Annotated in this window: 6 protein-coding genes and 1 pseudogene; 3 read left to right on the top strand and 4 right to left on the bottom strand. The window is 45.4% G+C overall.

The genetic code is table 11. From position 1 onward, the window contains the following. Positions 1-52 precede the first annotated feature (52 nt). Positions 53-3,487: a bifunctional proline dehydrogenase/L-glutamate gamma-semialdehyde dehydrogenase gene (locus Q1W14_RS08195; protein WP_300700579.1), complete on the bottom strand. Its 3,435-nt coding sequence runs from the start codon at positions 3,485-3,487 to the stop codon at positions 53-55. A 318-nt stretch (positions 3,488-3,805) separates the two neighbouring features. Beyond that, a complete protein-coding gene (locus tag Q1W14_RS08190) occupies positions 3,806-4,678 on the bottom strand; it encodes an AraC family transcriptional regulator (protein WP_300700577.1) in 873 nt (290 codons plus the stop codon). Positions 4,679-4,896: 218 nt separating this feature from the next. Between Q1W14_RS08190 and Q1W14_RS08185 the strand changes: the two genes are divergently transcribed. The 3 genes and pseudogenes from Q1W14_RS08185 to Q1W14_RS08175 all read left to right on the top strand — a co-directional run bounded on the left by Q1W14_RS08185 (position 4,897) and on the right by Q1W14_RS08175 (position 9,910). Continuing rightward, positions 4,897-5,853, top strand: coding sequence for a DUF4432 family protein (locus Q1W14_RS08185; RefSeq protein ID WP_300700575.1), 957 nt, complete (start codon positions 4,897-4,899; stop codon positions 5,851-5,853). A 27-nt stretch (positions 5,854-5,880) separates the two neighbouring features. Continuing rightward, a complete protein-coding gene (locus Q1W14_RS08180; protein ID WP_300700573.1) occupies positions 5,881-8,079 on the top strand; it encodes a hypothetical protein in 2,199 nt (732 codons plus the stop codon). Positions 8,080-8,107: 28 nt separating this feature from the next. Further along, a pseudogene (locus tag Q1W14_RS08175) lies at positions 8,108-9,910 on the top strand (hypothetical protein). A gap of 206 nt (positions 9,911-10,116) precedes the next feature. On the opposite strand, the gene Q1W14_RS08170 reads toward Q1W14_RS08175, so the two are convergent. Next, positions 10,117-11,823 (bottom strand): hypothetical protein, encoded by a 1,707-nt coding sequence (locus tag Q1W14_RS08170; protein ID WP_300700571.1) that lies wholly within the window; start codon positions 11,821-11,823, stop codon positions 10,117-10,119. A gap of 39 nt (positions 11,824-11,862) precedes the next feature. Next, positions 11,863-14,106, bottom strand: a complete 2,244-nt coding sequence (locus tag Q1W14_RS08165) for a GH92 family glycosyl hydrolase (protein WP_300700545.1) — start codon at positions 14,104-14,106, stop codon at positions 11,863-11,865. Positions 14,107-14,265: the final 159 nt, after the last annotated feature.

Here is a 14,265-nt window from a genome sequence, read left to right as displayed (position 1 = left end):
ATTTTGGATTGTAATCCTAATAGTTATAGGCATATTGGGGATTTAGTATACATTATTCTACCGGTGGTACTTCCGATATACTACCATAGCGATGATACTCGAACGAGATACTTTGTTCCTTAATGTAGTGGATCAGTTCTACACGTCCGTCTTTTACCGGTGGTGCAGTAGCGATATATTTGTCAAAGTGTGCGGCATGTTCGTACATCTTCATCGGGATATCGGCACGACAAGTACGGATACGTTCGTAATCTTTCATTGTAGAGAGGAATTCGTCGAGTGATTCCTTTATAATTTGGCAGCCGGTAGAGGCTAGCGTTTCCGTGCGGTCATCAGTAGGATCGCAGCTGATAATGAGCGGAGTGTGACAAGTTTTTGCTGCCAAAGCTACCATATGGATTTGTTCGTCGCTATCACCGGGGAAGAGGCGAAGTACCATATTCTTCAGGGATAAATAACGGAAAGCATTCTGCTCGCCATAAAGGTTGTTGATGTCTCGGGTACGAGCAAACTCCTTCTTGTAGGCTTCTACATAACTCTTCTCATAATCAGTAATACTGCCGGGCTTGTCGGTGATCTTCAGGAAGCAGGCACAGTAATTAGGACCTCCTGCCTTTACGCCACCACCAAAAGCTGATAGTTTCATGCCACCGAATGGCTGACGGTTAACAATAGCTCCCGTAATGCCACGGTTGATATAGAGATTTCCAGCCTGAATAGAGTCTTTCCATTCTTTCTGCTCTTTTTCGTCAAGGCTTTGCAGGCCGGATGTCAGACCATAATCGAGACTGTTAACCAGCTTGATGCCCTCTGCTAGATTCTCGATGCAGACTACACTAAGCATCGGCCCGAACAACTCTGTACGGAATGAATAATTTCCGGGCTTTACCCCCCATTTTACAGTGGGGGCAAGAATGTACTCCTTTTTGTCAAGGAAACGGGGTGCTACCAGCCATGATTCTCCCGGTTCGAGTTTAAAGGCAGCAAGCAATTTTTCATTCTTGTTGGTAATCATCGGTCCTACTACGTTTCCGCAATTCCATACGCTACCTATTTTCATACTGGTAGCAGCGTCTTTCAATTTATCTTGGAAGTTTTTATCTTCGTAGACTGAACGTTCAACCAATAGCAAGGAGCAAGCGGAACACTTCTGTCCTGCGTTGCTGAAAGCGGAGGTTACGATGTTCATGATAGCATGGTCGCGGTCGCCCGATGCAGTAAGGATGATCGCATTCTTACCGCCTGTTTCGGCAGAAAGAGGAGTGGCAGGGTTGGAGTGGGCTATATTCTGGGCTGTGTCGGTTCCACCGGTCAGGATGATATGCTTGATGGCGGGGGCGGTACTCAGCACGTTTAGCGCATTGCGGTCGGTGATAATTACTTGCAAGGCTTCTTTCGGTACACCCGCATCCCAAAATGCTTTGGCAAACATCCAAGCTACAGGGGCGGCAACGGTTGCCGGTTTCAATATTACTGTGTTTCCGCCAGCCAGTGCTGCTGCAATACCGCCGATAGGAATAGCACACGGGAAGTTCCATGGAGAAATGACGAGAATAGTTCCTTTGGGAGCTATATCTACATCGGGCAATGTAGCAAAAGTCTGCATCGAGGTAGTGTAGAAACGGGCATAGTCTATACCTTCCGAAACTTCCACATCGCCTTCGACTACGGTTTTTCCGGTGACTGCACACATACAACCTATCAAGTCACCACGCAAGTCGCCGAGACGGTTGGCTGCTTCGTACATGATGCGGTGGCGCTCTTCGAGAGTTGTATTTCGCCAGCCTGCGGGATCTTTCTCGGCGATGTCGATTATCTGCTTCACTTGTTCGCTATTGGCTTGTGACATTTCGCAGATGCATACTTCATCGTCTAGGCAACGGTCCATGTATTTGTAACGCTTTTCACATACCACGGTCTCAGCACCTATCTGCAAAGGAATAATTTCGGGAGTATCATTGGGAGATTTCTTCCATTTGGCGAAAATATTTCTTACCCATTCCTGATTCTGAGCCAAGTCGAAGTCGGTGTCCGGTTCGTTCTTCATAATTTCTTGCGGCGGTACAGGTTGATAAGGTTTCAATCTGTTCTGTGTACGGGTAGGAATATGAGAGATACTGTCTTTCATACAGTAAGCATCTTCGAATTGCTTTTCCAAGAAATGCCAGGTATCTGTGTCTGGTTTCAGGTTGAAGGAGTGGGTCAGGAAATTGTCGGGTGCCGTATTCTCATCCATGCGGCGCACCAGATAGGAGACTGCATTGAGAAAATGCTCGTCCTTAACGACAGGAGCATAAAGAATGACATGATTACCCAGTATGGATTGTGCCCGCCATACATGGTCTGCCATTCCTTCCAGCATTTCGAATGTCATATACTCTGCACTACCTAGTTTTTGACTTAAGAGATAGGCGTATGCTATTGTGAAGAGATTGTGCGAGGCCACACCCAGATGGAGTGCTTTTGCATTTTCGGGCAATAGGGCGCGTTCTAACAGATGCAGGTAGTTGGCATCCACTTCGGTCTTTGAGGAACGTATCGGGTTGGCCCATCCACGAAGGGAAGATATGACGGTTTCCATCTCCAGATTGCAGCCTTTTACGATGCGCATTTTAAGAGGTGCGCCACCATCGGCAACACGGGCCTTGGCAAATTCCAGTAACTCCGTTTGGAAGTCGTATGCATCCGGCAAGTAGGCTTGTACTACGATGCCTGCTGAATAATTCTTGAATTCAGGTTTGCTAAGTACCGTCTTAAAGAGGCGTAACGTGAAATGGGTGTCTTTATACTCCTCCATGTCCAAATTGACAAACTTAGCATGTTTTATTCCGTTGTCATCTACATAAGGAAAATCTATTGCTTTCTGATAGAGAGCGGTCATGCGGCGTACTAATTCAGGGAAGCTTTCTTCATAGTTCAGCGCATGAGTCTGGGCATAGATACCGGATATTTTGACGGAAATGTAATTGATGTCAGGTGCTTCCAAAGATTCCAGATAATGGAAATAGCGATGATCGGCTTCTCCATTTCCCAGAACGACTTCTCCTAACAGGTTTACATTCTGTCCTATGTTTTGTTTGGAGCGCTCGGCAAGGTGTTCAGTCAGCTTTGGTCTTGCTTCGTCGAGGATTACCTTAGCAGTGTCCATGCGCAGTCGCTTCTTTATAATAGGTATAGCGATGAAGTCGAAATGATGTCCGAAGACTTGATACATCTTGAAGAGGAAAGCATCACGCTTATTCAGAAATTGAGGAATACCGTAACGGTCTATCAAGGTTTTGATGCGGGCAGCCAGTTTTTTGCGGTCGCGTATTTGGGACGATTCGTCCAGCATCTTCACAAGAAAACGTTTGTCTTGTGGGCGTTGCACCATGACGGCATATTTATGCTGTTCCCGGCGTTCTTCGTCAGTAATGGTTTGTTCACAGGTATTATAAAGCTTCAGTACCCATTCTTGTACTTCAGCGACGGTTGGTTTGTTTTCCATAATGATTTCCATGTTAAAATAGTGAATACACAGGTTTGTACCTCTCTTTTTCTAAAAGAAAAGTATCTCGGTTTATTGAAACATGGAAGGAAGGGGAGGACTGAACATGACTGCACGGTATCGATGCAAGGTTTGGAGGGCTTGCTGTGAAAACCGGTCAAAGAGAAGTTCTCGGTCCATAAAAAGTAAGATTTAGAGGTATATAACAACGTATGCAAATATACACTAATTCTTTTATTATCAAAGGAAAAGATATAACTTATTTTTCTATTTGCAGGTGAGTATAAGAAAAAAGACTTTTCTTCTAATGTCGGTCTTCTATTCTTCTTTTGGGAATTCGTTTTCCTGTATCTTCTTCCTAAATTCCAATGGAGTCATTTGTACGGTCTTTTTAAACTGTCTGTTGAAGTTTGAAGGGCTGTTGAAGCCAGAATCATAGCATACTTGTTCTATGCTATATTCTTCGGAATAGAGCATTTTGCATGCATGACTGATTCTTACCTCATTGATGAATTCGGTTAGCGTCTTTTGTGTCCGTTCCCTGAAGTATTTACAGAATGCTTGTGGGGTCATGTTGGCAATATCAGCTATCTCTTGCAATGATATATTTTCTTTATAATTAATGGTGATATACTTGAAGACCTTGTTCATACGCTGTACTCTCTCTTCATTGTGGGTATTCCGGAAACCATAGTAAGATAATTGTGTCTTGTTGGGGGAACTGGCGAGGTAGTTCAACAGCTTCAATAACTCGATGTCCCTGTCGAACTCATCCATCTGAAGCATCTGTTCCATCTGTTCTTTGACAATAAGAGCGACTTCATCCTTGAAACAGACTCCTAGTTCCGACTTCTTCAACAATTCGTTGATGCCGGTGAAAGGATATAGATCGAAGAAATCTTGCCCGAAGATGCTGTCGGAGAAGTGGATGATAATTTGATAGTCCGTAGAACCGATCTCTTTCTTGTTAACCTGCCAATTGTGTGGCAAATAAGGCCCTAATAAAAGCACTTCATCCTTCTGAAGTAGGTCAAAGTGGCTGCCTACGTGCTTGGTTCCGTTAGTCACATGGATATAAGCCAATTCATATTCCAGATGTACATGCCATGGAACTTGTACGCTGTGGAAGAACTCCTTTTTCAGGTTGTAGCGATTGTCCTTCTTGGGTATCGCTTCATACTTAATATTCATAGTATAGATAATATTAATTATTATGCGCCAAATATAATGAATTAAGATAAAATAATACCATTATTCATTAAAAAGGTGAAAGAGCTCTCTGCATTAATTTCCTACTTTTGCGGGAACGTATTGATTTACAGTGCAAGATGCAGAAAAAGAGGCATTGTGCATCAATTAATGTAGTTAGAAGAAAAATAGGTTATTTTATAGTAGATTAATAGAGCAATATGGTGAATAATAACTTTCTTTTAGAGTCTTATGAAGATAAGATTTCTAATTATAGTCAGATTGGGGGCATTGAATTAGCAACCATTCGAGGAGGAACCGGAGACGGAACTCAGATAGCATGGTTCAATACGGGTAGTGGACTCCGTTTCAAGGTAGTGATAGATTATGGGTTGGATATTGCGGATGCGTTTATCAACCAATATGGCTTGGCATGGATTAGTCCTTTCGGACCTGTTGTGTCGGGGATGTATATACATAGTGTATTGGAGAAGCAATACTATAATGTGGGAGGCTTGCTGACTACTTACGGCAACAAGGGGGAAGATGTAGGAGCTTGGGATGCGCAGATCAGCCGTTATCCGGCAACCATTGAATCGGTGTTGCAACCCAATCCGTTACGGGGTGAGTATGCTATGAGTATTTGTGGTAAGATACTCCAGACTACTCCTTCGGGCGATTATATAGAGTTGAGGAGAACGATTTCTGCCACTTTGGGCAAGTCTAAGATTACGATTAAAGATACGATCATCAATTTGGGAGCTTCCCGGATTCCATATCTCTTCTCTTATCAATGTAACTTCGGCTATCCTTTGGTAGATGACGATACACATTTGGTTTTTCAGGGAGCACCTATTGCATGGGATGTAAATGCTGAGGCTGGGCAAGAACAAGATCATCAGTTGAATCTTATCGACTTGGATGTTGATAGACGGGGTTTCAGCGAATGCGGGCTTTGTAATGATAAATTGGGCTTTGAGGTGAGCTTGAAATACAAGAAGAACCAGTTTCCCATATTGAAAACCTGGCAATCATTCAAGAAAGGCGGCTATATGATCGGGCTAAATCCATGTGCCGATAGGAAGAGTGAACTTGATAGTAACCCAGAATTGTTTTTTCTCGATTCGATGGAAGAACGTTCCTATAGCTTGGATATCGACATCGTTCATAAGAAATAGTATATATATAATTAATGTGTAAGGGATATGAAAAACATTCATTCAAGATTAGCCTTTTGTACTGTGTTAGCATTTATGCTGAGCAGTTGCACCTCTCCGGTAATGGTGAAGAGGGATGCAGAGAGAGAAAAAACAGCTTTTCAAACTAATACGCCTTGGAAAGAAACGTTAGATAACAGAGCGGACATCGCCATTGTCTACGGCATGGACGAAACTCCGGAGATGTCGTTTGAGCAACGTATGCAGTCGTGGAAAGATCGGGGCTACCGCATTCACTACATGAGTGGTATCGCCTGGGGCGGTTATCATGATTATTTCATGGGCAAATGGGACGGTGTCAGTCATTTCGATGAAGCACAAGTGACGCAATCCGGAGACACTTTGTGGCATGGCCGTCCGGTGCCATATCTGGTTCCGACAAAGAAATTCATTCGATATATGCAGGAGAAAGTGGTGAAACGGGTGATTGATGCCGGTATAGATGCTATTTATCTGGAAGAGCCGGAGTACTGGGCACATGCTGGCTATAGCGATGCGTTCAAGAGAGAATGGAAAGACTTTTATGGCTTCGATTGGAAGCCTCAGCACGAATCGGCCGAGAATACCTATCTTTCCAATAAACTCAAATACCACTTGTATTACAGGGCATTGGACGAAGTTTTTAGCTATGCCAAAGCGTATGGGAAGACGAAAGGCATGGACATACGTTGCTATGTTCCCACGCATTCGCTCGTCAACTACTCTGCCTGGTCCATCGTGAGTCCGGAAGCTAGCTTGGCATCCCTGTCGTGTGTCGATGGATATATTGCACAGGTGTGGACGGGCACTTCGCGAACTCCCAATTATTATAACGGTGTGAAGGCAGAGAGAGTCTTCGAGAATGCTTTTCTGGAATACGGCTCTATGGAGTCTATGACGGAGCCTACGCATCGTAAACTCTACTTCCTTACTGATCCGATTGAAGATTGGCCGCGTGACTGGAATGATTATAAAGTCAACTATCAAGCCACTTTCACTGCACAACTGCTTTATCCCAAGATTGCTAATTATGAAGTGATGCCTTGGCCCGATAGAATTTACGAAGGGCTTTTCTTGAATCCGAAGACCGGAAACCGAGAGCGTATCTCACGGGATTACTCCACGCAGATGCAGGTAATGATTAACGCATTGGGCATGATGCCTGTTTCTGATAATAAGGTGTCCGGTTCCGATGGTGTTTTTGTGATGATGAGTAATTCATTGATGTTCCAGCGTGGAGCAGTGCACAAAGGATATGACGACTCGGATTTCTCTAATTTCTACGGGCAGACCATGCCGCTAGTAAAGAGAGGAGTGCCAGTACGGATTATGCATCTTGAAAACGTTTCCTATCCGGAGACTTGGAAAGATGCCAAAGTTGTGGTATTGTCATACGCCAATATGAAGCCTATGGACCCCGAAGCACATAAACATATTGCCGAATGGGTAAAGCAGGGTGGAAACCTTGTGTATTGTGCCCAAGACAAAGATCCTTACCAGCAGGTATTGGAATGGTGGAACCAGAAGGGCAATAATTATCTTTCTCCGTCTGGTCATTTGTTTGAGCAGATGGGCATGAAGCCGGATGCCGCTGCCGGTGAATACCGTTATGGCAAGGGGGCTGTTAGAATTATCCGTGAAGACCCCAAGGGATTTGTGCTACAGGCTGATGCTGACAAAGAGTATATACAAGCTGTAAGGGAAATGTATGAACGTGGAGGCGATGCCGGGAAACTCTTGTTCAAGAACTCCTTCTATCTGGAACGTGGTCCGTACGAGATTGCGGCGGTGATAGATGATGGAATTGATAATACTCCGCTTGTATTGGAGGGCCGGTTTATCAATCTTTTCGATACTTCATTGCCGGTAGTTTCAAAGTTTGTAGTAGAGCCGGGCAAGCAGGCATTACTATATAATATCGATAAAGTGGAGAATCCCGAAGTGCCCCAGGTTCTTGCTGCTGCCGCTAGGGTAGAGGAAGAGACAATTGACAATAACACTTATACGGTAGTCATGAAGTCCCCGAAAGAGACGACGAATGTGATGCGTGTATTACTCCCTGCCCAACCTTCTGTGGTACAAATTTTAGATACTGATGGTAATAGTATGCGAGAAATGGAGTTTACATGGGACGAAGTTTCAAAAACCTGTTTCCTCAAGTTCGAGAACTCACCCGAAGGTGTCCGTGTCAGATTTGTGCTGAATTAAGGGCCCCTTCCTAAATCCTTTTAAAATTATGAGATCCCCAATACATACTCCTAAACTTCTTATTCTTTTGTTATTCCTGACTTGTGCCGGCTTGCGAGCACAAGACAAGTTCAACATTCGTGGTGTACTCCCCTGGCATAACTTCCTTTCCGGTCCTACCGCATGGAGTTTGGAAGATTACCGGAATTATCTGGACGAATGCCAGAAGCATGGCATTAATTTCATTGGATTCCATAACTATACGGGAGGTGGCGAACGCTATGCCACCTACGTGGAACCTATGATTAAGATAGAATACAAGAATATTCTTCCCCAGGCATGTTTCGACAACTCTCTGACCGCCCGTTGGGGCTATCTGCCGATGAAAGTGAAAGACTATGCCTTCGATACCGGCCGTATTTTCCCTTTGCCTACGGGCGCTGAAGCTTTCGGAAGTGATGCCTCTATAACATCATCCACTCCCCGTGAACACTATGACAAGGCCCAGTCATTGATGCGCAATGTATTGGCTATGGCACATGAACGCGGCATACGTATGGCGATGGGTTTTGAGTTCGGTGTGCTCCCCCCGGAATACTTCTCCTTGAATATCATGGGCGACTGTTTCTACTGGCCGGGCGAAGCCAATATGGTTCCCAATCCGAGAAACCAGTTGGCGATAGAACTGCATTATGCAGCCCTCGACAATATTTTGGAAACCTATCCCGATATAGATTATATATGGATGTGGTTGAACGAACACTCCTTTATGGGCGTCAACGTACAGAAAGCTTTGCAAAATTCCTCTTTTGCCGAGGCCTACAAGACCGGAGTGAGCTATTTTGAAGAAGTAACTGATGAGTCTGCCCGTTTCGTAGGTGTTTGGGCGTTGGAATATATGAAACTGACCACCTAATACTTGAAATCCAAAGGCGCTAAAGTGCAGGTTATCTTGGGCGGATGGGGAGGTGGAAACCAACTGCCATCCATCTTGAAGGGCCTGGATAAAGCCCTGCCACGGCACGTTATTTTCAGTTGCCTCAACCCCGATTTAGGCAAAGCTCCCCAACCGGATTTTCTGACGGATATTGCCCGGAACAGAAATGTATGGGCAGTGCCCTGGCTGGAAGGCGACGACCAACTCTGGCATTTTCAACCTCGTGTAGAGATGATGCGTGACCACGTGAAGCTGGCTGCCCGGCAAAATCTGAATGGTGTGGTTGCCATCCATTGGCGTACGGAAGAGCCTCGTTTCAACTTCAAGACCTTTGCTCACTTTGCTTCCGCTAATGAAGATGACAAGACAGTAGAGCAACTCTACGAGGAGTACCTCACGGAAGAGTTTGGCAAAAAAGCAGCTAAAGCATTAGCTCCCCTGCTAGCGCAGATGGATATCAACCAGAAGCACAGATATATTGCTTCCCCTGAATATTTCGCCTATTCTCCTGAGTGGGGATTACTGAACGAGGAAAGCATCAAACTTCGGGAACATCTGATTCTTACAGCCGGTCAAGCGTTGAAAAAGGTGGAAGGCATTCAACGTGAGAATTTGGAAAGGTTCATAGCTATGTTTCGTTTTGAACTTCTGCTGAACGAAGTGGATAGAGCGATGTTGCCTGCCTATCAGTTGAAGAAGAATGACAGTAAAAGTGGTAAGCGGAGTTCTCGTCAAGCGTACGAGGCAGCCTATCAAAGTCTGATGACCGCTCCGATTAAGGAGATGTTCGATACTTATGTAAAAAGAGTTCATTCCCGTGGAGAGCTTGGCGTATTGAGTTCTTTGAATCAACGTGTATGGCACGAATATAATGAATTGAAAGCATATCTGAGAAAAGAATGTGATAATGTTTAAATATAATCAAGTTTTCTTTCTTATGAGCCATCCCTAGTCAGTACACCTTCTGACTAGGGTGTTTCTCCGACGCCGATGAAGGAGGGGTTCGGCACCGAGGAACCCCTTGCTCGACACCGAGGAACAAGACCTTCCTCGGTGCCGGAAAAAACAAGGATGAGTATGGCTATTTAGAATGTAATGTATTCACACTGTATCCTGTTGTCTTACAAATCCACTTTTATACTTACCTTTTTCTTATTTCCCTTTATGTTCTTGACCCATATCCAGGAGACATCTCCGGTTTGTTCTATTTCGTAGTTCTTCGGATTCTTTAGTTGACGGGGGAACGGGCCGACACGTAGGTCTATACCTGCTAATCCTTCGGCTCCCTCTATTTCTACTGTGCAACTTCTCAACCATCTTTGGTGGCATATTTTTAAGTGAATGCGGTGAGTATTACCGTTTTCATCTACTACAGGCCAGTCCCGGCACTCCATCTCATTCCACATCCAAGGCAGACGTGGCATTGCGATGAGACGGTTGCCCTCACAGCGTATGCCTGCAACCATAGTCAATGCTTTGATAATCTCGGCCTCTTGCACCAGGTTGCCCTCATCACCGGGATTTTCCATAATCTCCCTTCTCCCTTCGGAGTGTACACCGAAAGTATGGTCGAGACCATGCTCGTAATTGTCGTAGTTGAAACATTCGTGCATCACGAACGGGTTCTTTTCGTAGGATAACTGCTCTATCACTCCGCCGTCATACCCTAACCGGGCTATGCCTTCCAGACATTTGGTATAAACGTTCACATCGTCGGCCATTAAGGCTGCTTGGGAGAAGAAACCTTGCCCGTATCCGCACATGGTTTCGTCGTGGCGACCACCCATGCCGGTCCAGCCGCTATTACTTACAAAGCCGTATTTGCAGAAATATTCCCCTTTTGCCATCCAGGTGCGCAATAGTTCGTAACTTTTCCGGTGTGTTTCGCTGAATGTGCCGTCCGGACGAGGCGATGCGTAATCGTAGTTCAGAATATAAGGCACTTGCCGGGTCCAGTGCCAGATGGGCCATGCAGTGCCATCCCATTCGGAGATGTCGTAGGCTCTGCCGTTCCGGCTATCTATGCCGTTGAACCAGCATCCCTGTGGAGCATAGCTGAAACTCCCGTCAGAGATAAGTCTTTTCAGTGCCGTTTCCAAAGCGGAGTGTGTGCGGGCGGCTAAATCTTGCAATTCGCTATCACCTGCTTTTTCAGCCATATCGGCTATCTGAGCCATAGTAGCATACATGCCGTAATTGCCAAAAACACTATACACCGGATAATCCGTACTCGGATTACCGGATAATTCGGAAGATGAGGGTAGGAGCCCGCCGTATGGAGAAGCTTTTACTAATGAGTCCACCCACTGAACTACGGGTTTGATGCCGTTACAGAATTCCTTTCCGATGTTTGAACTCATCCCATTGGCTTTCCAAGTGGCGCATATAGCGGAGAGAATCAGTGCGTTAGCATCTAGCTCACAGGTGCCGGAGGCGTGTTGCTGATGTAGCTCCCTGCCCCACTGATTGCCTTTGGTGATGTGAGACAGGAAGTAACGGGAGATGTTCAGGGCATCTTCCGCAAATCCTAATCTTGACAGTTCAATAACGCCTCTGCCGCAGTCACGTCCCCACATGTCTTTGTAATATTGCGGAACACCAGCCTCTTCGGTAGAGGTATGGAAGAACCCCAATGGGTATTTAGGATTGCTGCCGTCCTCTATCTTATTTCTCATGTCTTGCAGGGTTTCTGCAAAGATAGCGCTTGCTTTGTCTGCGAATTCATCTCCGGAGAATTTGATCCGTGGGATTGTCTGCTCCTGCGCGTGAAGGCAGGAACAGACGGGAATAGCTACTAAAAATGCAGCAAGTTGTTTGAGGTATTTCATTTGCTTCTTTTGTTTTTGGAAGTTCATAAATGGAAGTGATTATATTGTTGAAACCGGCCTACTTTCTACTGCCGCCCCAAATTCTTTGTTGGGGGTTCCGCTCATTTCAAATTGTAATTCACCACCGTTCATGATATCTTCGTACGTGATATATGCCTTCGTATATTCCTTACCATTGAGTTGTACGGACTGGATATATGGATTATTGGCAGGATCGTTGGTCGCAGTAATTGTGAATGTCTTTCCGTTGGGTAGATTGATTGTGACTTTGTCTAATAACGGACTTCCGAATACGAATACACCATTGGACGGATTGACTTGATAGAATCCCATAGCAGAGAGGATGTACCAGGCAGACATTTGCCCGCAATCTTCATTACCGATGATGCCGTCTATCCCGTCTGTATAGAAATTCTTCTGAATATAGCGGACAATTTCTGCGGTCTTCCACTGCTGGCCTGCATAGGCGTATAGATAGGCCACATGATGACTTGGCTCGTTGCCATGAGCATACATTCCGATCAATCCGGAGATATCCATAGAAGCCTTTTCACCCATATCGCCTTCCAGCTTGAAGAACTCGTCCAAGCGGGCGATAAAAGCTTGGTCATCGCCCATCAGTTCTATCAAACCTTCCGGATGCTGCGGCACGAAGAATGAATATTGCCAACCGTTTCCTTCGCAAAAGTGTCCTACGCCGTGTATGGACTCGATAGGGTCGTAAGGGGTAAGCCACTCGCCATTATCCAACTTCGGGCGAATAAGGCGGAGATCTTTATCAAAATATTGCTCGTAATATTTCCCTCTTTTGAGGTATTCATTGTAATCCTCCTGATTACCCAGTTTCTTGGCAACTTGGGCTACACCCCAGTCTCCTACGGCATATTCCATAGCGATGGAAGTAGCTTCGGCTACTTTGTCATCGGGGATATATCCTTTCTCCAGAACATATGGTACGCCATTTTGTAACGGGTAGACGGTAGATGCCTTCATATAATTATAGGCTCTCTCCACATCGAATCCGGGTATGCCCTTGACGATGGCGTCTGAAATAACCGGAACGGCACTATATCCGGGCATCTGATTGGTTTCGCCTCCTACCAAAGGCCAAATAGGGAGTTTGGACTGTTGCTCGTGAATAGAGAGCATAGAGTTTATCATGTCCGGTAGCACATCCTGGCGGGTAAGTGTGAAAAGCGGGTGCAGTGCCCTGTAAGTGTCCCAAAGTGAGAAGGTAGAATAATTCTTCCAGTCGCCCTTGATGATGGAGTCGTTGTGTCCTCTGAATTCTCCATTGACGTCACAATAGGTTACGGGAGCGATGATCGTGTGGTACATGGCGGTATAGAATATCTTCTTTATCACTGGATCGGAACTTTCAATGTCGATTACTTTCAACTGATCGTTCCACTGGGCTAATGCGTTCTGGTGTGTCTTTTCAAAATCCCATTCGGGGAGTTCGGCAGTCATATTGGCTGCCGCATTGGCGCAACTCACGGAGGAGATAGCTACTTTGAGCATTACTTGCTCTGCCTCTCCGAATGTAATGACGCCTTTTGAGCCTGCACACTGGATAGCCTTTTCTTCTCTGGCATTATCCCCGTCGAAAAGTGCTACGGATAGCATGGGCTGATCCGATTTCAGGGTGAAATAGACATGATGCCGGGTCCATCCTTCCGAGATGCGGTGACCTTCCACGGTATATTCATCTATTTGCTTCAAGTAAGTATCTACGGCTCTATCCCCGTTACCTTCCTGAAGGTTGATGAGTAATCGGTGCTCATTACCTTGAGGATAAGTAATGCGATGGATGGCTGTGCGGGTCGTGGTGGTCATTTCCTCTTTGATACCATTGTCCATCAGTAGTGAGTAGTAGCCGGGAGTGACGGTTTCGTTCTTGTGGCTATAATAAGAAGAGCAGGAGTTATCGATATTGTCCTGCTCGCCCCGGCGGGTGCGCACCTCTCCGGTGAAAGGCATGATAAGCACGTCGCCTAAGTCGGTACATCCCGTTCCGCTGAGGTGCGTATGGGCAAAGCCGATGATGATGCTGTCCGAATAATGATAGCCCGAGCACCAGTCCCAACCTTTGTGTATGTTCTGTGGACCGGCTTGGATAGCTCCGAAGGGCACGTTGGCTCCAACGAAGACATGTCCGTGTCCGCCGGAACCTATATAGGGGTCAACTGAATTTATCAAATCAGGATGGGTGACTTGGGTACAGGACGTCCCCAAGAGAATACTTAGAGAAAGCGTAAAGAAGTGAAGCCATTTCTTTTTCATTGTTTTGGATGTTTTTATGGTTTGAATTTTAGATCGTTGTCCGCAAAAGTAACTAAAAAGTGAAGCTTGCTACCATAATAACCACTAAAAAAATGCTTATGGTTAAAATAGTACCAACATTGGTTAATTCACGGTTTTTTAGTCGAAAAGTAATTTGAA

It is taken from the genome of Bacteroides sp. (assembly GCF_030151085.1).
In the GTDB taxonomy this organism is placed as follows: Bacteria; Bacteroidota; Bacteroidia; order Bacteroidales; family Bacteroidaceae; genus Bacteroides.
This window is presented reverse-complemented; position numbering and strand designations above follow the sequence as displayed.